Consider the following 22573-nt stretch of genomic DNA (forward strand, 5'->3'; position numbering starts at 1 on the left):
TTTGCCCAAGAACAAGAAGCCCCGCGGCGGACGACCCTCCGCCAACTTCGAGCCGCGCTACGGCGCCAAGAAGACCTCGTTCCACGACCGTCACGCGGGTGGCCGCGACGCCGCCCGTGACGGCGCCCGCCCTGAGCGCGGTGGACGTGCGGATGCCGGCGAACGCCGCACCGCTCCCGCCGCCGGCGGCTACGACCGTCGACCGGGCAGCCGCAGCGCCGGTCACCGCGGCTATCGTCCGGCCGAGGCCGAGTCGGGCGCCCCGAAGCAGCGCTGGAACGCGCAGGAGCGCGCCGGGCGCGACGAGGCCCGCAGCATCCGCAACCGCGCCGAGTCCGGCCGTCGCGAGGCGCCGCACCACCGCAGTGACGACCGTCGGCCCACGGGTCCCGGCACCTACCGCGATGACCGCGGTGGTCAGGGCTTCGATCGCGACGACCGTGCGCGCCGCGATGACCGCGGGGCATCGACCGAGCGTCGGGGCTTCCGCGACAACGATCACCGCGACGGCGGACGTCCGGTCCGTGACGACCGCCGCGGCCAGCGTCCCACCGGTCCCGGCAGCTACCGCGATGACCGCGGTGGCCAGCGCTTCGATCGTGACGAGCGTCCGCGTCGTGACGATCGGGGTGCCGCGCCGCAGGGTCGTGGCTACGACCGCCCGAACCGCGGAGGCGCCGAGCGCCCGGAGCGCTCGTACGATGCGGATCGCGCGCGCCGCGCTTTCGACCGCGATCGCACGCAGCGTTCGTTCGACGCGCCGCGCGACGATCGTCCCCGCCGCGACGACCGCACCTCGTCCGACCGCACCGAGCGCCCGCGGTACGACCGCGACGCGCGCGATTCCCGCGGCGGCGAGCGGACCCGTCCGTCGACCGGCGGCGCGTACCGCACCGAGCGCGTGCGTCCGCTGACCTCGGACACCCGCGGGCGTCCGGCCCGCAACGAGCGTCCGAGCCGCAACGACTGGAATGCGACGAGCCGCCCCGCACCTGCGGCGGCGAAGTTCGAGCCGGGCGCCGACGTCGTTCACGAGCGCCTCGAGGCGAAGTCCGTCGAGGCGGTCGAGGTCGACGGCGTGAGCTTCAGCGATCTCGGGCTGGGCTCGAACATCGTCGAGACTCTGGCCGGTCTGGGAGCGGCATCGCCGTTCGCCATCCAGGCCGCCAGCATCCCCGCAGTGCTCGAGGGCCGCGACGTCCTCGCCCGCGGCCGCACCGGCTCCGGCAAGACCATCGCCTTCGGCGCTCCGCTCGTCGAGAACGTGCTGAAGTCGCAGGCCGGTAAGCGCCGTGAGTTCGGCCGGTCCCCGCGCGCGATCATCCTCGCTCCGACGCGCGAGCTCGCGCTGCAGATCGACCGCACGATCCAGCCGATCGCCCGCAGCGTCGGCCTGTTCACCACGCAGATCTACGGTGGTGTGCCGCAGGGCCGTCAGGTCGGTGCGCTCAAGAAGGGCGTCGACATCGTGATCGGCACCCCCGGTCGCATCGAGGACCTGATCAACCAGGGCAAGCTCGACCTCTCCGACTGCCGCATCGCGGTGCTCGACGAGGCCGACCACATGTGCGAGCTCGGATTCGTCGAGCCCGTGCAGCGCATCCTGCGGCACACGGCGAACGGCAGCCAGAAGCTCCTCTTCTCGGCGACGCTCGACCGTGAGGTCGCGGCTCTCGTCGACGAGTTCCTGATCGATCCCGCGGTCTTCGAGGTCGCCGGTGAGGACCAGGGCTCGAGCACGATCGAGCACCGCGTGCTCGTGATCGAGCACCGCGACAAGGCCGACATCCTCACCTCGCTCGTCGATCGCGAGGGCAAGACTCTCGTGTTCGCCCGCACCCGTGCCTACGCCGACATGCTCGCCGAGCAGTTCGACGACGCCGGCATCCCGGCCGTCTCGCTGCACGGCGACCTGAACCAGGCCAAGCGCACGCGCAACCTGGAGCGTCTGACCTCGGGCCGCGTGAACGTGCTGGTCGCGACGGATGTCGCGGCCCGCGGCATCCACGTCGACGACATCGACCTGGTCGTCCAGGCCGATGCCCCCGACGAGTACAAGACGTACCTGCACCGCTCCGGCCGCACCGGCCGCGCCGGTCGCTCGGGTCGCGTGGTCACGCTCATCACGCGTCAGCGTCAGCGCCGTATGACCGAGCTGCTCGACCGCGCCGAGATCGACGCCCCGTTCGAGAACGCGCGTCTCGATGACGACATCATCGAGGAGATCACCGGTCGCATGCCGACCGCGGCGGCTCTCACGAGCTGAGTCGCCCGGGCCGAGAGGTCGACGCGTTCACAACTCAGCAATATTCGCTCGAAAGGGCCCGGGACGACATGTCTTGGGCCCTTTCGGCACTGTTCTTGCTGAGTTGTGAACGACCGCACAGGGCTGAGAACACCGCGTCGGGCTGAGATCGCAGTGTCGGGCTGAGATCGCAGCGTCGGGCTGAGATTCCGCGCCGAGGGCTCCTCCCGACGGAGAGATCTCCGCCCGAGGGCGAGGTGCCGTCAGGCCAGCTCGTGCTCGTGGATGGCCGAGGTGAGGCTCGTGCCGTTCAGGTCGAGGTAGAGCACCTGCTCGGTGACCGTGAGGGTCATCGTGTTCCGGCGCTCGATCAGTGCCGCGGCCGCGTCGATGAAGCCGGGATCGAAGCTGTAGACGCGGATCTCATCCGACCGGTGGATCTTCTTCCCCGCCCACGGCGCGATCACCTTGGCGGGGTCGCGGTGCGTGTAGACGACGGTGCGCTCGGCGAGGCGGCTGCCGTAGTGAAGGCGCTCGGCGTCGGGGGCGCCGATCTCGATCCAGGCCATGATGGCACCGGTCATGTCCCGCACGATCACCGCGGGTTCCTCCGTCGACGAGATGCCGTCGCCGAACGCGATCCCCTCCGCGTGCTCGAGACCGTGGGCCAGGACGCGCGTGATCATGTAGGCGTCGGTCTCGGACGGATGCCGCGCCACGCGCAGCGCGTAGTCCTCGTAGACGCCCCGATCGGTGTCGGCCAGCTGGACGTCGAACGTGTGCATCGTGGAGCCGGTAGCCATAACTGTCGAGCCTACGCGGCCGCGGGAGCACGCCCGTTCAGAAGAGCATCGGCTGCGCGAGGGATGCCGAGCCCGACCCTGTCGTCCGGAACGTGACGGCGCTGCTCGGGCGGCCGGTGCTCTGCACGCCGCCCTGACGCCAGATCGACTCGACGTGCCCCTGGCCGGGGCGGACTCCGCGCTGCGGATAGTCGTCTTCGTGCCGGCCGTCGAGCCCGTGGGCACGGATGAGCGGACGCGCGCGCTTGGCGAGCCACTGCCGGTATGCCTTCGGGGCCTCGGCGGAGGCACCGGGATACAGTCCGCGGTACGACGACACGAGGTCGGGGCGGGCCCTCTCGAGCCACTGGAAGAACCACGGCTTCACCCCGGGGCGCAGGTGCAGTGCGCCGTAGATCACGCTGCGCGCACCGGTTGCCTTGATGCGCGTGAGCGCGTCGTCGATCGCTTCGACCGAGTCCGTCATGTGCGGCATGATCGGCATCAGGAAGACCGTCACCCGGAACCCGGCATCTGCGAGAGCGCGCACGGTGTCGAGCCGCGCCTGGGTCGTCGGAGCCCCCGGTTCGATCGACTTCTGCAGCTCGTCGTCATACATGGCGATCGACATCTGCACGTCGACCGGAACGCGCCCGGCGGCCCTGACGAGGAGTGGGATGTCGCGCCGGATCAGCGTGCCCTTCGTGAGGATCGACAGGGGAGTGCCGGATGCCGCGAGCGTCTCGATGATCCCCGGCATGAGCTTGTAGCGGCCCTCGGCCCGCTGATACGGGTCGGTGTTCGTGCCGAGCGCGACGGTCTCGTGCTGCCAGCTGCCCTTGCGGAGCTCCTTCTCGAGCACGTCCACGACGTTGACCTTCACGACGATCTGCGAGTCGAAGTCGGCTCCTCCGTCGAGGTCGAGGTACTCATGGGTGCCGCGAGCGAAACAGTAAAGGCAGGCATGACTGCATCCGCGGTACGGGTTGATCGTCCACGCGAAGGGCATGCGCGAAGCGCCCGGAACATGGTTCAGCGCGGACTTCGACAGCACCTCGTGGAAGGTCATGCCGGCGAACTCGGGCGTCGTCACCGACCGCAGCACGCTCGACCGGTCTTCGAGACCGGGGAGTGCCGCAGCATCCTTCTCTCCGAGCTTCTGTCCCTGCCAGCGCATGCTCTATTCGAACATGCGAACGAACGTAACGCAAGCGAGATTCGAAGAAACGAACTAGCTCCGGCGCCCCTCGGTGGATTCACCGTTCACGCGAACAACAGGCAACCACAGGGCCAAGGACTTCCCCAGCGTGTCGATGAGTCGATCGCCCATCACGCAGAGCGTCTGCTCCCAGGGGTGCCCGAACGTCCCCTCCGTCATGTCCGGACTCAAGAAGGCGAAGTAGTCCCCGTCGGGGAACACCGTCGGCTGGGCGCGCTGCACGTCGTCCCACTGCGCGGGAGCGTCATCGAGCCTCGGATCGAACCACCATGCCGTGTGCTGCCAATCGAGCACCAGCAGTTCGTCGATGTCGGGGAGTGCCCAGACGAAGCAGCGCAGCGCCTCGGCGTTCAGCGCCGCGAACGCCGTGAGCAGGCGCGGCCCGTTCGACACCGAGAGATCGAAAGTGACCGACGGAGCCGGCTCATCAATCGCCGGCCAGCCTTCAGGATTCACCGACGCGCGGAAATCGAAAGTCTCGTCGAAGCGATCCCAGGCGGTCTCCCGCTCGATCGGCGTCATCGGCCGCCACCCTGGCCGGCCCGGTTCGACGATCTCCATCCGGCAACCCTATCCAGTCGCCGACGTCTCGAACGCCTAGCCCTGCGTGGGGAGGAACGGGTCGACGCGCGTCTCCGAGGCCAGCGGATGCCAACGCTCAGCGACCGGCCGCGGCCCGGCACCGCGGACGTCCGGCACTCGGATACCCAGTTCTTCCGCCGGAGACCCGGAACGCACCCGCAGGTCGCGCGCCTCCGCATCCACGAACAGCGGATCGGCCGTGACGGAATGACGGTCGTGCCCGAGCCGGGCCCATTCGTCGTCGAGCGGCTCGACGATCTCGAAGCCGACCCGTCCGTCCGCGCCGGTCGCGCGCGCCGCGTTCGCCGCACGCGCGGCGCCGTCGATCGGCGCCGCGTCCCAGAACAGGTTGAGGTCGCTGTCGATGCCGAAGTTCCGGATGTCACGGTGGTCCGGATATCCGACGAACGCCGGCATCCCGTCGCCGACGACGATGTTGCGGTGGAACGTGAACGACACGTGGTCCTCCGGCCGGGTGATCGAGATCTGCCCGTTGCGGCCGAACGCCCAGACGTTGTCGCGGATGATCGCCTCGCGGCCGTAGTGCTGGTGGTACGCCTGGCTCGAGACGTCGTGCACGACGTTCTGCTCGATGACCACGTGCGAGGATCCCTCGTCGAGGTAGATGCCCCACCCGCCGTAGTTCGCGCACTCGACATCGTGGATGCGGTTGCCGCGGATCACGGTGCCGGGCGCGATGCCCAGCAGATAGACGCCGCCCATGTCGTTGAGCAGTCCGCCGCCCAGGTGGTGGATGTGGTTGCCCTCGATGCGGTTGCCCTCGGACGGGCTGTGCAGGTAGTCCCACATCCAGCCGACCGAGATCCCCGAATAGAGGAACTCGCGGATCTCGTTGTGCGCGATGACGTTGTGCGACCCGTGCTGGAACAGCACCGCGACGGCGTTCGGGTAGACCTGTCCGCCGCGCTCGATCAGGCAGTCCGAGACCTCGTTGGCCTGGTTGTAGTCGGCGGCCAGCGCGTCGATCCCGCCGCCCGAGCGCACCGCGCCCGCACCCAGATCGCGGAACTCGACGCCGCTGATCAGCGTGCCGCGCGTTCCGGCATCCAGGCTGACGCCGTATCCGCCGACGCGCTCGATCGCCCCGCCGACGACGGCGCAGGACCGCGCGAAGGAGAACCGCAGGGCCGCCGGCACGCTGCTCGCCGCCTGCACGTCGGCCGCGTACCGTCCGTCGGCGGGAAGCTGCGGGTCCTCCCGCACGCCGAACGGCGGAACGGCCGCCGGCACAGCCTCGAAGTCGGCCTCGGCGAAGCGGATGCCCTCGAACCGCACCTCGCGCACCGGCGCCTCGGCCGTGCCGTCGAGCGTCGCGAAGGCCTCGACCACCGGCATCCGCACGTCGAGGTCCGCGATGTCGACACCCGGCGCGGGCAGGTACAGCACGTGCGGGCCGGATGCGCCGACGAGTGCGCCCGTCGGGTCGAGGTACCACTCGCCCGCGACCTCGCCGAAGCTCTCGGCGACGTTGTCGAGGTAGTACCGTGCGAAGAGCGCGGCGGCATCGTCTCGCAGGGCGAAGATGCTGCGCAGCGAGCTCGTGATCACCCGGTTCTCGCGGTCGACCGAGGTGATCGGCATCCGCTCCTGCACCCAGTAGTGCGGCACGACGATCTCGACCGCCTCTTCCTGAGCGAGCGACGGGATGTCACCCTCGGCGAACCGGAAGGATGCTGCGCCGTCGAACAGCGTGCCCACGAAGCTCCCGGCAGGGTCGAGCCCGGTCTGCTCCTCGACACGCAGGAATCCTTCGCGCGGGTAGCGGGGACGGGATGCCGCGACGCCGTCGACGTACAGGCGGCGGGCGACGGCGCGGGGGGAGGGGGCGGCGAACGCGTCGACGCCGTTGACCGTGACCGGCCGCCATCCGGTGATGCGTGCGGATCCTCGGAGAACTGGTGGGTGCGACGCATCCACCGCGACCACCGAGGTGAACGAATCGGCCGCGGAGAACGACACCGGTGCGGCGTGGGCATACTCGCCGCCGGCCATCCAGATCACGGCGCGCTGCCCCGGCTCGCGACGCTTCCGCACGAGGGCGAGCGCGTGCGCGAGGTCGTTCGCGGGGTACCCGTGCGAGCCGTCCGCGTAGGGCGATCCGTCCGGAGCGGCGTACACCTCGATCCGGTCCGTGCTCATGGAGTCAGCCCTTCGTGGCGCCGGCGGTGACTCCGGCCGAGATCTGCCGCTGGAAGATCAGGTACACGATGATGATCGGCAGCACCGCGAGCAGCACGCCGGCGATGTACGTCGGCACGTTGTCGGGGTACTGGCCGCGCAGCGCGCTGACTCCGACCATGACGGTGCGGTTCTGCGGCGACTGCATGATCAGGAGCGCGATGAGGATGTCGTTCCAGACGAACAGCGCGTTCAGGATGCCCATCGAGATGAGCGCCGGCTTGCCCACCGGGATCATGATCCGCGCCCAGACCCCGAACAGGCCGTTGCCGTCGACGCGCGCGGCTTCGGTGAGCTCCTTCGGGATGCCGGAGTAGTACGAGGTCATGAAGAACACGGTGAACGGCAGGAACTGTGCGACGTAGGCGATGATCAGCCCCGGGAACGAGTTGATCAGCCCCATGTCGCTGAGCACCTTGATGGTCGGGACCATGATCACCTGGAACGGGATCATCATCATCGCCAGGATGATCAGGAACGCGACCTTGCTGCCGCGGAACGTCAGGTGGCTGAGCGCGTAGCCGCACATCGAGGCGAGCACGAGCAGGATCGCGACCGAGAACACGGTCACGATGATCGTGTTCATGAAGTAGCGGCCCATGTCGGCGTTGGTCCACGCGTCGATGAAGTTCTGCACGTTGAACGTCTGCGTGACGCCCAGGCGGTCGAGCACGTAGTCCTTGCGCGTCTTGAGCGAGATGTTCAGCCCGTAGAGCATGGGCGCGATGGTGGCGATGGCCAGCAGCATCATGGGGATGGCGATGAGCCACTTGCCCAGGCGTTCCCGGCGCATCATGCCTCCTTGGTGGCGCGGCGGAGCACGCGGATCTGGATCAGGCCGATCACGAGGACGATGAGCAGCAGGAAGACGGATGCCGCCGACGCCAGCGCCGGTCGGGCCTCGCCGTTGAGCTTCCAGATGAGGAACTCGGGCAGGTAGCTCGCGGCTCCCGGCCCTCCGGCGGTCATCGTGTAGAGCAGGCCGAACAGGCCGGTGAGCATGCCGATCGTGGTCGTGACGAACACGAACTGGATGGTCTGGCTGAGGCTCGGGATGATGACGTGCACGATCTGCTGCCACAGGTTCGCGCCGTCGATCTTCGCGGCGTCGAGCAGCTCGGCGTCGAGGGTCGCGAAGCCGGCGAGGAAGATCGTGAAGGCCATGCCGAACGTGGCCCAGATGTGCACGACGAGCACGGAGGGGAGCGCGGTGCCGGGCAGGCCCAGGAAGTCGACGGCGGGGATGTTCACCGCGCCGAGGGCGCCGTTGATCGGGCCGTTGGCGGCGAGCAGGATGTTGAAGATCGCGCCGATGATGATCGGCGACAGCACCACCGGCAGGAAGTACACGCTGCGGTAGAAGCGGTGGCCGGGGATCTTGAGGAAGACGAACGTCGCGAGGATGCCGGCGACGAAGACCTGGATCGGCACGAACAGCAGCACGACCAGCACGTTGCGGGCGGATGCCTGGAAGCGCGCGTCGCCGAGGAGGGTGAAGTAGTTGTCCAGTCCGATGAACTGTCCGTTGAGCTCCTTGTCGCCGGTGAACGAGTAGTTCACGCCGAGCAGGAGCGGGTAGAGCCGGAAGACGGCGAGGATGAGGATGACCGGCAGCACCATGAGGTAGGGCGCGATGCGCTCGGACGTCCACGGCTTCTTGCGCAGCGGCACGCCCAGATCGGCGCGGCCTCCGCGCTTCGTGCGGCCGCGGCCCGGAGCCCTGTTCTCGAGAACAAGGCTCCGGGTCGAGGTGGTGTCGGTCGACAAGGGATCAGCCCTCCGACGCTGCCAGCTGGGCTGCGGCGTCCTGCACGGTGACCTCGCCGCCGAGCAGCTGCTGACCGAGGCGGTGCAGCAGGTCGAGCGTGTCGGCCTCGAGGGCCGTGTGCAGCAGCGGCTTGCTGCCCGGCAGCTCGCCGACGATGTCGTTCGCCGACGCGATGTCGGTGTCGAGCTCGATCGTCGTGTCCGACGTGATCTGGCCACCCGCGAGCGAGTAGGCCGAGAGGGCGTCGTGGTCGACGGTGGCCTTGATCCAGTCGACGCCGAGCTCCTTCTTGTCCTCGTTCAGCACGGCGTAGCCGATGCCGCCCTCGGCCGGGAGGGCCAGCGTCGTGCCGTCGTTGGTGCTGACCGGCATCATGAATCCGAGGTCCTCGCCGAGGAACTCGTCGAACTGCTTCCAGTGCGCCGTGCCGCTCATGAGGCCGACGACCATCGCCGACTTGCCGCCGGAGAAGAGGTCGAAGGAGTCGTTGAACATCGCGGTGGAGTTCGCGCCCTCGTTGTACCAGCCGTTGGCTGCCGAGTCGGCCCACATCTGCAGGACCTGCGTGGCGTGCTCCCCGGTCCAGTCGCGCTCGCCGTCGATCCAGGCGTCGTACTCCTCGGGCGTGAAGATGCCCGAGGCGAAGCCCGAGAGGAAGAACTCGATGCCGAGGCCCTCCTTGTTGCCGAGCGCGAAGCACGAGGCATCCGTCTTCTCGGTGATCGCGGTGCAGGCCTCGGCGAGCTCGTCCCAGGTCGCCGGCGGGGTGTCGGCGTCGAGGCCTGCGGCGGTGAACAGCGCCTTGTTGTAGTAGATGGGGAAGCCCTGCAGGAACATCGGCGCCGAGTACGTCTCGCCGTCGGCCTGGAACGCGGGCCATCCGGCGAGCGTGTCCTCGAGGTCGGCGAGCTCGTCGGTGACGGGGACGAGGGTGTCGGCGCGGCTCTTCAGCTGCGTGCCGCCGTTGAAGAGGGCGAGGTCGGGACCGGTGCCGGCCTCGACCGCGCTGCCGAGCAGCGTGTAGTACTGGTCGAACGGCTGGTTGACGATCTCGACCTCGACGTCGGGGTGCTTCTCCGCGAATGCGGCCTTGACGTCTTCGGTGTACGCGGCCGCGGCCTCGTCGGCGTCGCCCCAGTTCCAGATGACGAGCTTGTCGTCGCTGCCGGAGCCTCCGGTCGTGCCGCTGGGCGATGCACCTCCGCAGCCGGTGAGTGCAAGTGCCGCCACTCCGATGGCGGCGGGGATGGCGATCCTTCGCTTCATTGCGATCCTCTCAACGTTGATGAAGAAGTTTGCTGCAGGACCCGAGGGTGCAGGTCTCTGATGGAAACATACTACGTCTTATGAAAACGAGCAAGCAAAGGTCACATGACTGATGTTCAGGGGTTTCTCGCGTAGGCCGGACGGATGCCGTCAGGCGCGCTTCTCGGACGGCAGGCGCCGGCGGGACCACGACCCGAGGATGTGCGCGCTCATCGCGACCCTGGCGCCCTCCGCGTCGCCGGCGGAGATCGCCTCGACGATCTTCTCGTGCTCGGCGAGGGTGAGCTCGAACGCGTGCGCGGGGTCGATGCCCGTGAAGCGATCGCTGCCCACGGCGTGCGTGATCAGCACGCGGGCGATGTTCTCGGCCAGCGCGTTGTCGGAGAGCTCCATGACGGAGCGGTGGAATCGCAGGTCGGCCTCGCGGAATGCGGCGGAGTCGTCGACGCACTCGGCCATCGCGGCCAGGTCGTCCTGGAGCCGGGTCCGCGCCTCGTCATCGACGGCGGTCGCTGCTGCCGCCGCCATCGCGGCCTCGAGCGCGCCCCGGACGACGCTGAGGTCGTCGAGGACGCCGAGGGTGGAGTCGTTCGTGATCATCGTCGACAGCACCAGGGGGTCGAGCACGTTCCAGCTCGTCGACGGATTCACGTGCGTGCCGCGGCCCTGGGCGACGGTCACCATGCCCTTCTCCTGCAGACGCTTCATGGTCTCGCGGATGACGGTGCGGCTCACGCCGAACTGAACGCTGATGACGCTCTCCGGGGGGAGCAGGTCGCCGGGGCCGAACTCGCCGGTCACGATCGACTGGACGAGCTCCTTCAGGACGGTCGCGCCGATGCGGTCGATCGGGGTGCGTGCGCGACCGGCGGTGGCAGGATCTGCGGGCAGGGTCATGCCAGACACTCTATTCACGTCCCTGCCCCCTCGACACCGGACACTCGCGAAACCCCAGACATATGATGTATGGTGTTTAGTACTGCTCGATCTCTCACACTCAAGGGCGACATGAAGATCACCGGCTACCGCACACTGCGCACCGTCCACGACTGGGGGCGGCCCGTCGGCGACGTCAACGGATTCATCGCATCCGGCGTCACCGACGTCCCTCTGGTGATCCTCGAGACCGACGAGGGCGTCGAGGGCGTCGGCATGGGATCGCACGCCGATCTCGACCGGCTCTTCCCGGCCATCGAGGGGCAGGACCCCCGCGCGGTGACCACTCTCTACGACGCGATGCTCGCGCGGGTCTTCAAGTCGTCGCACGGCGGTGCGACCTTCGGCGGCATCGGCGCCTTCGACACCGCGCTCTGGGACATCAAGGCCAAGCTCGCCGGCGAGCCGCTCTGGCGACTGCTCGGCGCGGGCGACCGCTTCGTGCCCGGCTACGCCTCCGGCCTCGACGCTGCCTTGACCGACGAGCAGCTCGCCGAGCTCTACCGCCGTTTCGCCGATCGCGGCTACACCGCCGCCAAGCTCAAGGGCGGTCGCAACGTCGAGGCGGATCTGCGTCGCTTCGGCATCCTCACCGACCTCCTCACCGCGAACGGCGCGCCGCCGGCGCTCATGCTCGACGCCAACGAGTCGTGGAACCTCAAGCAGGCCGTCCGCCACGTCGGCGCCCTCGAGGAGCATCTCGACCTCACCTGGGTCGAGGAGCCGCTCCGTCGATGGGATGCCGCGGGCCACGCACGACTGAGCGCGGCCATCAAGGCGTCGGTCGCGACCGGCGAGAACCTCACCGGCCTCGAGCAGTACCGGCCGCTGCTCGACGCCGGTGGCGCCGACATCGTGCAGGCCGGAGCGGTCTGGGGCATCACCCACTTCCTCCGCGTCGCCGTCACCGCGCACAGCCGCGACCTGCCGGTGAGCCCGGTGGGCCTCACTGCGAACCACACGGTCACCGCGGCCGCCGCGGCCGTGCCGAACCATCTCTCCGCCGAGGTGCAGGATCTCGGATCCCCGTTCGGGCTCACGCTCGACCAGGAGTTCGAGAGCGGCGGCATCGTGCTGGGCGACCGACCCGGCGTCGGCATCGACGTCGACGAGGCGCTGATCCTCAAGGCGCGCAGCGACGCCGACTGGCAGGAGCCGGCGGGACCCCACGTGCGCTCTCCGCGCGCCGGTCTGCGCCTGGTCGACAACGGCGCCTGGGGCGAATGATGCAGCTCCGTCCCGGCATCCATCGCATCGTGGCGCCCCTCGGCGAGCGATTCATCGCGATGCACCTGCTCACCGGTCCCGACGGTGCGCTGCTGTTCGACACGGGTGTCGCGGACTCCGTGCCCGGCACCCTGCTGCCGTACCTCGACGAGATCGGGTTCGATCCGACCGACATCCGCTGGGTGATCAGCTCGCACTGCGACTTCGACCACACCGGCGGCAACGCCGCGCTCGCCGCCGTCGCCCCGCATGCCGAATTCCTCGCCGGACGCGCCGATGTGCCGATGACCGAAGACGTCGAGCTGCTCATCTCCGGCCGCTACGGCGAGTTCGCCGCCCGTGACCGCTTCGACGACCCGCCCGAGACCACGGCGGAGGTGCGTCGTGCGACGGGGCTGGTCCCCGTGCACCGGTCTCTCGACGGCGGCGAGACCTTCGACCTCGGCGACCGTCTGATCGAGGTGCTGTCGGCGCCCGGGCACTCGCCGGGTCACCTGGCGCTCCGCGATGCCGAGAACGACACGCTCCTCATCTCCGACGCCGTGCTGGGCGAGACCGTGCCGACGGCCGACGGTCGCGCCGCGTTCCCGCCGACCTACCGCGACACGGTCGCGTATGTCGACAGCATCCGCCGTCTGCGGGCTCTCGACGCCGACCTTCTCCTGACCGCGCACTATCCCGTGTACGAGGGGGCAGCCGTCGGGGAGTTCCTCGATGACTCCCACGCCTACACCGAGCGCGTCGACCGGGTGATCGAGCAGGTGCTGGCCTCGGGGGTGGAGCTCACCTCGCTCGACCTCATCCACCGCGCCGCCCCCGATCTCGGTCCGTGGCCGGAGGCCGCGGCCGAGTACCTCATCTTCCCGATGACCGGTAACCTCGAGCGACTCGTCGCCCGGGGACGGGTCGTCGAGGGTGAGAGAGACGGCATCCGCACATGGCGGTGGATCGCGTGAGCACGTCGACGGTGGTCGGCAGGAAGGTCCGTCTCGGCGCGATCGGCGCCGGCTGGTGGGCGACCAGCAACCACTTCCCGCTGTTCGCAGCACGCGACGACGTCGAGCTCGTCGGCGTCTGCGGCAAGGGCGACGGCCTCGAGTCCATCCGCGAGAGATTCGGCTTCGCCTTCGCGACCGAGGACGCGACCGAACTGCTGGATGCCGACATCGACGCGGTCGTGATCTCGACCCCGCACGATCTGCACCATCCTCTCGCCGCTCGGGCGCTCGACCGCGGGCTGCACGTGCTGTGCGAGAAGCCGATGACGCTGCACGCCGACGAAGCCTGGGACCTGGCGGCGCGGGCCGAGCGGGCAGGCACCGTCTTCCTCGTCCCCTACGGCTGGAACTACAAGCCGTTCACGGTCGCCGCCAGGCGGATCCTCGAGTCGGGGGCGATCGGCGAGATCCAGTACGCGATGTGCCACATGGCCTCGCCGACGCGCGGGCTCTTCGGCACCGACCCGTCGCACATGCTCGAGCGCTGGAACTCCGACACCGCACCCGACCCGCGCACCTGGTCGAGCCCCGAGAAGGGTGGCGGGTACGCGCACGGGCAGATCACGCATTCCTCGGCCCTGCTTTTCTGGCTCACGGGTCTCCGGGCGGCCTCGGTCGCCGGCCGGGTGATCACCGCCGGTGGGCCGGTCGACCTCTTCGACGCGGGGGTCATCCGCTTCGCAGGCGGCGCGATCGGCTCGCTGTCGGGCGCCGCCACCCTCGCCGACGGCGACAAGTACCAGGTCGACATCCGCCTGTTCGGCACCGAGGGCGTGCTCATGATCGACGTCGAGCGCGAGCGCGTCACGCTCAGCCGCTACGACGGTCGCCGCGAAGAGGTCGCGATCGCGGAGGGCGAGGGCGAGTACGAGTGCCTGATCCCGCCGGCGCGCTTCATCGAGCTGATCACGGGTGCGAGCACCGAGAACAACTCCGATGTCACGGTCGCCGCGCGCTCCGTCGAGCTCATCGACGCGCTGCTGCGGTCGTCCGCCGCCGGCGGCGTCGACACCCCCGTCTGAAACCCCCGCACCCGAGGTAGGTCATGTCCGAAACTCCCCGCAGCATCCTCGACGGCTATCGTGTCATCGACTGCTCGATCGCGATGGCCGGTCCCTTCGCCGCCCAGCGGCTCGGCGATCTCGGCGCCGACGTGATCAAGGTCGAGCCGACCGCCGGCGAGTGGCAGCGCTTCGCCGCGGCCGGCGGAGCGAAGGGCAACGAGATTAACGTTTCGTTCCTCTCCCTCAACCGCAACAAGCGCTCGCTGGCCGTCGACCTCAAATCGGATGCCGGACGCGAGGTCGTCCGCGACCTCATCGCCGGAGCCGACGTCTTCCTGCAGAACTACCGTCCGGGGGTCGCCGCGCGCCTCGGCCTCGACTACGAATCGCTTTCCGCGATCAACCCCTCGCTGGTGTACGTCTCGATGTCGGGCTACGGCGAGGACGGCCCGTACAAGGACCGTCCGGGACAGGACCTCATCCTGCAGGCCATGAGCGGCGCGATGCTGTCCGCCGGACGCGAAGGCGAACCGCCGTCTCCTGCCGGCCAGTACCTGGCGGATGCCGTGACGGCGTCGACCGCATTCGAAGCGGTGCTCGCCGCGCTGCTGCACCGGGAGCGCACCGGCGAGGGCCAGCTCGTGACGGTGAACATGCTCGACGCGCTGACCACCCTGCAGATGCAGGAGCTCAGCGTGTACACGGTCGGCGGCGTGCCGCAGCAGCGCGGCACCGAGCCGAACGCGCACGTCTACATCCGTGCGCCCTACGGCATCTTCGCCACGACCGACGGCTACCTCGCGCTCGGGTTCGCCGATCTGGAGAAGCTGGGCGAGGTGCTCGACGAGCCGTCGTTCCGCGGCCTAGACGCCGAGGTGCACGGCTGGACGCACCGCGATGAGCTCTACGCGACGGTCGCGAAGCACCTGCGCGAGCAGCCGACGCAGCACTGGCTCGACACCCTGCTCCCTGCGGGCATGTGGGTCGGACCGGTCTACGGCTATGAGGACCTGGTGAACGATCCCCAGATCATCCACAACGGCACCTTCGTCGAGTACGAGCACCCGACCGAGGGGCACATCAAGACGCCCGGATTCCCGTACCGGTTCGCGAAGACCCCCGCGCGCATCGATCGCGGCGCACCGCTGACCGGCGAGCACACGGCCGAGATCCTCGCCGAGCTCGGCGTCACGCCGGAGCGCACGCAGGAGCTGCTGGATTCCGGTGCCGTGGCGCAGACCGCGGTGCCGGTGGCGGTGTCGTCGTGACCGACTACGTCGGCCTCACCTGGGACCACCCGCGCGGGCGGAACGCCCTCGACGCGGCATCCGGAGATCTCGGCGACGGCGACACCCTGCGCTGGGAGGTGCAGTCGCTCGAGGGATTCGAGTCCGCGCCGATCGATGAGCTGGCGCGGCGCTACGACCTGCTCGTGCTCGATCATCCGCATCTCGGCGATGCGCTGGCGAGCGACGGCATCCGTCCGCTCGACGAGCTCTTCGACGAGGATCAGCTGCGTGCCTGGGCGGATGCCGCCGTCGGGCCGAGCATCGCCTCGTACCGGATGGACGGGCGACTCTGGGCATTGCCGCTGGATGCCGCGACGCAGGTGTCCGCTCGCCGGCGCGACCTCGTCGTCGACGCGCCGCAGACCTGGGACGACGCTCTGGTGCTGGCCGAGCGCGGCCTCGTGGCCACGAGCCTCGCCGGCCCGCACGCGTTCCTCTCGCTGTGCTCGATCGCGGTGTCGCTCGGCGACGATCCGGGTCGCGGGTCGGCACTCTTCGACCGCGACATCGCGCTGCGCGCCCTCGACCTGCTCACCCGGCTCTCCGCGAACGCGCCGGAGGGCACGGAGCTGCTGAATCCGATCGGTCTGCTGGACCGTCTGCGCGATCGCGGGGACATCGGGTACATCCCCCTCGTCTACGGGTACGTGACCCACAGCTCGCCGACGCTCGCGTTCGGCCCCGCACCGGCGTTCGCGGGCAGGATCGGCTCGACGATCGGCGGCACCGGCATCGCGGTCACCCGGCGGTCCGAGCCGTCGGCCGCGCTGCTCGCGCATCTGCGGCGCCTGCTGAGCGGCGAGGTGCAGACGGGGTTCATCCCGCAGCACGAGGGACAGCCGGGCCTGCGGGCGGCGTGGACGGATGCCGCGGTCGACGCGGCAGCGCACGGGTTCTACTCGCAGACCCTCTCGACCATCGAGGCCTCGTGGGTGCGACCGCGCGTCGCGGGGTACATCCCGTTCCAGTCCGCGGCATCCGCCGTCGTCCGCGCTGTCGTCGCGGGGGAGCGGTCCGCGGACGGCGCGCTCGACGAGCTCGAGGAGCGGTTCGCTCCGCTCGCCGCTTCGACAGGCTCAGCGACCCAGGGGGCCGGCGCTTCGACAGGCTCAGCGACCCAGGGGGCCGGCGCTTCGACATCCCTCCAGGAGGTACGACCATGACCGAGGAACTCATCGTCGTCGAGCGTCAGGGGCACGTCGCGACCGTGCGGCTCAACCGGCCGCAGAAGCTGAACGCCGTCACGCAGGAGATGAGCGACGCGCTCGTGCGCATCGTCCGCGACCTGAACGACGACCCGGAGGTGCGAGCCGTCGTCTACACCGGAACCGGCCGTGCGTTCAGCGCGGGCAGCGACATCTCGACGCTCGACCAGTACGAGACGCCGTGGGACTTCCGCAACCGGCGCGACTACTGCGATGCCCTGAGGGAGCTCCGCAAGCCCGTGATCGCGGCCGTCAACGGATACGCGTTCGGCGGAGGGCTCGAGGCATCGCTCACCTGCGACATCCGCATCGCCGCCGACACCGCGAGCTTCGCCGCGCCCGAGATCAAGCTCGGCTGGATCGGCGGCGGCGGGATGTCGGTGCTGCTCGCGAACTCGATCGGCGCGAGCAACGCGGCGCTGATGCTGCTCACCGGCGACCCGATCGACGCGCAGCGTGCACTGGCCTGGGGCCTGATCAGCGAGGTGGTCCCGGCCGACGCGCTGATCGAGCGCGCGCAGGAACTCGCGTCGACGATCGCGTCCCGCCCGCCGATCGCCGCCGAGACGGCCAAGGCGAACCTCCGCGCGGCGTTCAACCTGCCGCAGGACCAGGCCATCGCGTACGAGCGCGAGATGCAGGGCATCACGTTCGCGACCGAGGATGCCGCCGAGGGCCGCGCGGCGTTCGCAGAGAAGCGCCCCGGCGTCTTCCGGCGGCGCTGATGCGCATCTGTCGAGGCGCGGCTGCGGGAACCCCCGGTCACAATTCAGCCAAACCTCGGCCCGTTCGGGCGAACCGCGGCCGAAACCGCTCCCTCGCGCAGATTCTTGCTGAATTGTGAACACCGACCCGCGAACACCGACCGCCCGAATGTGGGAGACGAGGATCAGATGACCGAGAACTGGACCGGGAATGCCGCAGAGGTGCTGCCGGCGGATGCCGCGGACGCGCTGCTCGTCGGACGCGTCCAGCTGCCCGAGGGCCCGACCGTGGTCGTGCTCCGCGACGGCCGCCTCCACGACCTGTCGGCGACGTTCCCGACCATGGCCTCGCTGACCGAGACGGCCGACCCGGCATCCGCCGTGCGCGCCGCCGACGGTCCCGTCATCGGATCGTTCGACGAGGTCTGGGCGAACACCGCACCGGATGCCCGCGACGACGCGCTTCCGTGGCTGCTGTCGCCGATCGACCTGCAGGTCGTCAAGGCATCCGGGGTCACGTTCCCCGTGTCGATGCTCGAGCGCATCATCGAGGAGCGCGCCCGTGGCGAGGCCGAGTCGGCCGACGGCATCCGCGCCACGATCCTCGACGCGCTGGGCGGCGACATCCGCGACCTCGTGCCGGGGTCGCCCGAGGCCGCGCGCCTCAAGCAGGTGCTCATCGCCGCAGGCCTGTGGAGCCAGTACCTCGAGGTCGGCATCGGACCGGATCCCGAGATCTTCACCAAGGCCCCGGTGCTCGCCACGGTCGGCGCGGGCTCCGACGTCGGCGTGCTCGCCGAATCGAAGTGGAACAACCCCGAGCCCGAGGTCGTGCTCGCGGTCGCGTCGAACGGGGCCATCGTCGGCGCGACCCTCGGCAACGACGTCAACCTCCGCGACATCGAGGGGCGCTCCGCCCTGCTGCTCGGGCGGGCGAAGGACAACAACGCATCGGCATCCGTCGGTCCCTTCATCCGGCTGTTCGACGACCGCTTCGGGCTCGACGACGTGCGCTCCGAGACCGTCACCCTCTCGGTCGACGGCGACGACGGCTTCCGCATGGAGGCGTCGTCGCACATGGCGCAGATCAGCCGCGACCCCGCCGATCTCGCGCGGCAGGCCAGTGGCGCGCACCACGCCTACCCCGATGGCTTCGTGCTGTACTTGGGAACGATGTTCGCCCCCACAGACGACCGCGACGAGCCGGGCCACGGCTTCACGCACCATGTCGGCGACGTCGTGCGCATCGCCTCCCCGCGCCTCGGTGCCCTGGTGAACCGCGTGCAGCACAGCGAAGAACTCGCGCCGTGGAGCTTCGGCATCGGCGCCCTCATGGCCAACCTCGCGCAGCGGGGCCTGCTCGGAAGGACGAGTGCATGACCACCCTCACCACGACCGATCCCCGCACCGGGGCCACGTCGGCCACCGACATCGAGCCCACGGATGCCGCGGGCGTCGCGGCTCTCGCCCAGGCGGCGGCATCCGCGTTCACGGAGCTGCGGTCCCGGCCGCGCGCGTGGCGGGCGGGGCTGCTCCGGGCGCTCGCCGACGGGCTCGAGGCCGACCGCGCCTCGCTCGTGGGAGCGGCGCTGGCCGAGACCGGGCTGCCCGAGGCGCGGCTGAACGGCGAGCTGTCGCGCAGCGCGTTCCAGTTCCGGCTGTTCGCGGATGCCGTCGACGAGGGCGGCTACCTCGAAGCCGTGATCGATCACGCGGGGGACACCCCGCTCGGGCCCGGTCCCGATGTGCGGCGGATGCTCGTGCCCATCGGCCCCGTCGCGGTGTTCGGCGCCAGCAACTTCCCGTTCGCGTTCTCGGTGGTCGGCGGCGACACCGCGTCGGCGCTCGCCGCGGGCTGCCCCGTCGTGATCAAGGCGCACAGCTCGCACCTGGTCACCTCGCAGCGTTCGTTCGACTCGCTGTCGCGGGCGGCATCCGCCTACGGTGCGCCCGCGGGCACGCTGGGGATCGTCTACGGCCAGCAGGCCGGATCGCAGCTCGTCGCCGACCCGCGCATCACGGCGGTCGGCTTCACCGGTTCGCTCTCGACCGGAAAGATCCTGCAGGGCATCATCGACGAGCGCGAGACGCCCATCCCGTTCTACGGCGAGCTGTCGAGCCTCAACCCGCTCGTGATCACGCCGGGTGCGGCGGCGGAGCGCACCGCCGCGATCGGAGAGGGACTCTTCACCTCGGTGACGGGTTCGGCGGGGCAGCTCTGCACGAAGCCGGGTGTCGCGTTCGTGCCCGTGGGCGCGGAGGGCGACGCACTCGTCGCCGACGTGGTCGCCCGGGCGACGGATGCTGCGGCGCAGACCCTGCTGAACTCCCGCATCCACGGGGCGTTCGACGAGATCCGCACGCGCCTGATCGCAGAGGGCGGAGCGCGCAGCCTCGTCGCCCCCCGAGCGGGTGAGGACGGGTTCTCGCTGACGCCGGCCGTGCTGGAGATCGATGCGAAGGATGTCACTCCCGCAGTGGCGGAAGAGGCGTTCGGGCCGCTCGTGGTCGTGATGCGGTACTCGACGGTGTCGGAGGTGCGCGACGCGCTCCAGGCCGTGCCGCACTCGCTCACCGCGACGATCCACTCGGCGTCGGATGAGAGCGCCGTGCGCGGAGAGCTGACGGATGCCGCCCGTGACCTGGTCGGCCGCATCGTCTACGACGGCTACCCGACCGGCGTGCGCGTGTCGTGGGGGATGAACCACGGCGGTCCGTGGCCGGCGACCAACACGCAGCACACCTCGGTCGGCGTCACGGCGATCCGACGGTTCCTGCGTCCGCTCGCGTGGCAGGATGCTCCGGTGGATGTCCTCCCGGACGAGCTCCGCGACGGCCCGGTCGACGTGCCGCGCCGGGTCGACGGGGTGCTGCAGCTCGCGGGTTCCTGACGCTTGCTCCGGGCCCGGAGCGGGCCTCAGGGTCCCGCCTCGCCCCGCACCGCATGACTTCGGAGTTCCGAGGGCTTCCCCGCATGACTTCGGAGTTCCGGAGCGACACGCCGCCAGGGCATCGGGTTTCCTCGGTTCGTCGGCCGCGATCTCCGAAGTTGTGACGCGAGACCGCGCGGGCTCAGCCGAAGACGCCCTCCGGCAGCAGCCCGCGTGCGATGAGAGCGTCCCAGAGCGCGCCGTCGACGTCGACCTCGAGGCGCTCGATCCCCTCGGCGACCTGGCGTCCGTCGCGGCATCCGAGCACCACCGACGAGACGGCCGGATGCCGCAGGCTGAACTGCATGGCCGCGGTCGGCAGGTCCGTGCCGAACTCCTCGCAGACGTCGGCGATCGCGTTGGCTCGGGCGATGAGCGCGGGCGGAGCCGGGATGTAGTCGTAGGTCGCATCCGGGGCGACGCGTGGCCGCGCGAGCAGTCCGGAGTTGTAGACGCCGACGTTCACGATGCCGACTCCGCGCGCGAGCGCGGCGGGCAGGAGGTCGGCGAGCGCGGGCTGCTCGAGCAGCGTGTAGCGTCCAGCGAGCATGACGACGTCGATGTCGGTCTCGCGCACGAAGCGGGCAGGCAGGGCGGACTGGTTCATGCCGACGCCGACCGATCGGACGACGCCCTGGTCGCGCAGCTCGATCAGCGCGCCGATGCCCTCCGTCGAAGCCACAGCCCAGTGGTCGTCGGGGTCGTGCAGGTAGACGATGTCGAGGCGGTCGACGCCGAGCCGCTCCAGGCTGGACTCGACGCCGCGGAGGATCGCGTCGCGCGAGAAGTCGAACGCGCGGCGGTAGGCGGCGGGTACCGCGAAGCCGCCGTCGTCGAGCTGTCCTTCGGCATGGTCCTGGGGCACGAGCGTGCGCCCGGCCTTGGTCGACAGCACGTACTCGTCGCGCGGATGCTCGGCGAGCAGCTCGCCCAGACGGCGTTCCGAGTAGCCGAGCCCGTAGTGCGGGGCGGTGTCGAACAGCCTCGAACCGCGGTCCCAGGCCGTGTCGACAGCGGAGCGCGCCTGCTCGTCGGTCGTGACGCGGCCGAGGTTCCCCAGTTGGGCGCCGCCCAGACCGAAGCGGGTGAGGGGGGTTCCGGTACGCAGCCGGACCGTCGGCATCCGCTCTGATGGCTCTTCTTCTCGCACGATGCCAGCGTACCCAGACGTATGATGAATTACCAATGGCTCCCGCAACCCGTGCTCGCGCGACGGTCCAGACGGGGGACAATGGATGCGATGCTCTCCTCGCCGCACGCCCAGCACGCGGCTCCGCGCTCCCCGATCCGCGGTCCCGCCCTGCCCATCGGTGTCGCCGTGACGGCGATCGGGATGCTGTTCTCGATCGCGTCCGCACCGATGGACACGACGGTCGAGCCCTCGTCGATGCCGGAGCCGGTCGCGGTGGTGCAGGTGCCGACGGTGAAGGTCGGGGCGACCGTCGCGGCCGATCCGTGCGCCGAGCCCTCGGTGCTGGAGTCTCTCGCGAGCGGCGACGACGCGGCGACCATCGCCGGTTTCGGCGGAGGCGCGAACTTCCGTGCCGCGGTCGTCGCCGGGAACGCGCCGTGCATCTCTCTCAGCGATCCGTCGCGCCTCTGGGTGGTCGTCAACAAGACGCGACCGCTGGATCCGGTCGAGTTCGAACCCGCGGGGCTGGACTCGGTGCCGCTGCAGATGACGACGCTCTCCGGGCTGGTGCGGTCGGATGTCGCGGTCGCGGTCGGTCAGATGGCGGAGGCGGCCTCGGCGGCCGGCGTCGGAGTCATCGGAGCGAACAACGGCTACCGCTCCTATGGACTGCAGGTGTCGACGTACGATGCGCACGTCCGCGCCGAGGGCCAGGAGGGGGCGGATGCCGGATCGGCGAGACCCGGGCACAGCGAGCACCAGACGGGGCTCGCACTCGATGTGGTCGCGTGCGGCGGGGGGTGCGGAGGGCTCGACGACTTCGGCGCGACGGCGCAGAGCGACTGGGTGGCGGCGCACGCGTGGGAGTACGGGTTCATCGTCCGCTATGAGGGCGTGGGCACTCCGGTGACCGGGTACACGCCGGAGCCGTGGCACCTCCGCTATGTCGGCGTCGACCTCGCAGCCGCCTATCACGCGGGCGGATACCACACGCTCGAGGAGTTCTTCGGGCTGCCGGCGGCGCCCGACTACCTCTACTGAACCGGCGGGACGGACGACTTTGCGGCATCCCACAAGCGCGGTACCC

General features: G+C 69.9%; 19 protein-coding genes. 10 read left to right on the forward strand and 9 right to left on the reverse strand.

The features are described from left to right. The first annotated feature begins 1 nt into the window (after window position 1). Window positions 2-2266, forward strand: coding sequence for a DEAD/DEAH box helicase (locus tag DC434_RS04375; RefSeq protein ID WP_116634090.1), 2265 nt, complete (start codon window positions 2-4; stop codon window positions 2264-2266). 242 nt (window positions 2267-2508) lie between these two features. On the opposite strand, the gene DC434_RS04380 is transcribed toward DC434_RS04375, so the two are convergent. From DC434_RS04380 to DC434_RS04415, 8 genes are all read right to left on the reverse strand, one after another. Continuing rightward, complete coding sequence (locus DC434_RS04380; RefSeq protein WP_116634091.1) at window positions 2509-3048, reverse strand: YaeQ family protein; 540 nt, start codon at window positions 3046-3048, stop codon at window positions 2509-2511. A 37-nt stretch (window positions 3049-3085) separates the two neighbouring features. Further along, window positions 3086-4204, reverse strand: a complete 1119-nt coding sequence (locus DC434_RS04385) for an Rv2578c family radical SAM protein (protein WP_116634092.1) — start codon at window positions 4202-4204, stop codon at window positions 3086-3088. A 54-nt stretch (window positions 4205-4258) separates the two neighbouring features. Continuing rightward, a complete protein-coding gene (locus tag DC434_RS04390) occupies window positions 4259-4807 on the reverse strand; it encodes a DUF2716 domain-containing protein (protein WP_116634093.1) in 549 nt (182 codons plus the stop codon). 36 nt (window positions 4808-4843) lie between these two features. Continuing rightward, window positions 4844-6988 (reverse strand): right-handed parallel beta-helix repeat-containing protein, encoded by a 2145-nt coding sequence (locus DC434_RS04395; RefSeq protein WP_116634094.1) that lies wholly within the window; start codon window positions 6986-6988, stop codon window positions 4844-4846. A gap of 4 nt (window positions 6989-6992) precedes the next feature. Continuing rightward, the gene (locus tag DC434_RS04400; protein WP_116634095.1) at window positions 6993-7820 is read right to left on the reverse strand and encodes a carbohydrate ABC transporter permease; all 828 of its coding nucleotides are present in this window, start codon (window positions 7818-7820) and stop codon (window positions 6993-6995) included. Then, the gene (locus DC434_RS04405; protein ID WP_207769901.1) at window positions 7820-8794 is read right to left on the reverse strand and encodes a sugar ABC transporter permease; all 975 of its coding nucleotides are present in this window, start codon (window positions 8792-8794) and stop codon (window positions 7820-7822) included. Before DC434_RS04405 ends, DC434_RS04400 begins: the two co-directional genes overlap by 1 nt. Before the next feature lie 4 nt (window positions 8795-8798). Continuing rightward, complete coding sequence (locus tag DC434_RS04410) at window positions 8799-10061, reverse strand: extracellular solute-binding protein (protein ID WP_116634096.1); 1263 nt, start codon at window positions 10059-10061, stop codon at window positions 8799-8801. Between the two features lie 150 nt (window positions 10062-10211). Next, window positions 10212-10958 carry a FadR/GntR family transcriptional regulator gene (locus tag DC434_RS04415; RefSeq protein ID WP_116634097.1) on the reverse strand — a complete coding sequence of 249 codons (747 nt, stop codon included), beginning with the start codon at window positions 10956-10958 and terminating at the stop codon, window positions 10212-10214. 111 nt (window positions 10959-11069) lie between these two features. Here DC434_RS04415 and DC434_RS04420 point away from each other — a divergent pair, with 111 nt between their 5' ends. The 8 genes from DC434_RS04420 (at window position 11070) to DC434_RS04455 (ending at window position 20315) form a co-directional block, all read left to right on the forward strand. Continuing rightward, complete coding sequence (locus DC434_RS04420) at window positions 11070-12224, forward strand: mandelate racemase/muconate lactonizing enzyme family protein (protein ID WP_116634098.1); 1155 nt, start codon at window positions 11070-11072, stop codon at window positions 12222-12224. Then, complete coding sequence (locus tag DC434_RS04425; RefSeq protein ID WP_116634099.1) at window positions 12221-13180, forward strand: MBL fold metallo-hydrolase; 960 nt, start codon at window positions 12221-12223, stop codon at window positions 13178-13180. Before DC434_RS04420 ends, DC434_RS04425 begins: the two co-directional genes overlap by 4 nt. Next, window positions 13177-14244 carry a Gfo/Idh/MocA family oxidoreductase gene (locus tag DC434_RS04430; protein ID WP_165807995.1) on the forward strand — a complete coding sequence of 356 codons (1068 nt, stop codon included), beginning with the start codon at window positions 13177-13179 and terminating at the stop codon, window positions 14242-14244. The genes DC434_RS04425 and DC434_RS04430 overlap by 4 nt, the downstream gene beginning before the upstream one ends. Window positions 14245-14267: 23 nt before the next feature. Then, window positions 14268-15494: a CoA transferase gene (locus tag DC434_RS04435; protein WP_116634101.1), complete on the forward strand. Its 1227-nt coding sequence runs from the start codon at window positions 14268-14270 to the stop codon at window positions 15492-15494. Then, complete coding sequence (locus DC434_RS04440) at window positions 15491-16678, forward strand: hypothetical protein (RefSeq protein ID WP_207769902.1); 1188 nt, start codon at window positions 15491-15493, stop codon at window positions 16676-16678. Before DC434_RS04435 ends, DC434_RS04440 begins: the two co-directional genes overlap by 4 nt. Continuing rightward, window positions 16675-17445 carry an enoyl-CoA hydratase/isomerase family protein gene (locus DC434_RS04445; protein ID WP_116634102.1) on the forward strand — a complete coding sequence of 257 codons (771 nt, stop codon included), beginning with the start codon at window positions 16675-16677 and terminating at the stop codon, window positions 17443-17445. The genes DC434_RS04440 and DC434_RS04445 overlap by 4 nt, the downstream gene beginning before the upstream one ends. A 168-nt stretch (window positions 17446-17613) precedes the next feature. Beyond that, the gene (locus DC434_RS04450; RefSeq protein ID WP_116634103.1) at window positions 17614-18804 is read left to right on the forward strand and encodes a fumarylacetoacetate hydrolase family protein; all 1191 of its coding nucleotides are present in this window, start codon (window positions 17614-17616) and stop codon (window positions 18802-18804) included. Then, window positions 18801-20315: an aldehyde dehydrogenase (NADP(+)) gene (locus DC434_RS04455; RefSeq protein WP_116634104.1), complete on the forward strand. Its 1515-nt coding sequence runs from the start codon at window positions 18801-18803 to the stop codon at window positions 20313-20315. Before DC434_RS04450 ends, DC434_RS04455 begins: the two co-directional genes overlap by 4 nt. A gap of 181 nt (window positions 20316-20496) precedes the next feature. On the opposite strand, the gene DC434_RS04460 is transcribed toward DC434_RS04455, so the two are convergent. Then, the gene (locus DC434_RS04460; RefSeq protein WP_243408805.1) at window positions 20497-21504 is read right to left on the reverse strand and encodes an aldo/keto reductase; all 1008 of its coding nucleotides are present in this window, start codon (window positions 21502-21504) and stop codon (window positions 20497-20499) included. Window positions 21505-21594: 90 nt separating this feature from the next. Here DC434_RS04460 and DC434_RS04465 point away from each other — a divergent pair, with 90 nt between their 5' ends. Further along, window positions 21595-22527, forward strand: a complete 933-nt coding sequence (locus tag DC434_RS04465; protein WP_116634106.1) for a M15 family metallopeptidase — start codon at window positions 21595-21597, stop codon at window positions 22525-22527. The last annotated feature ends 46 nt before the right edge of the window (window positions 22528-22573 follow it).

Source organism: Microbacterium sp. TPD7012 (assembly GCF_003075395.1).
GTDB lineage: Bacteria > Actinomycetota > Actinomycetes > Actinomycetales > Microbacteriaceae > Microbacterium.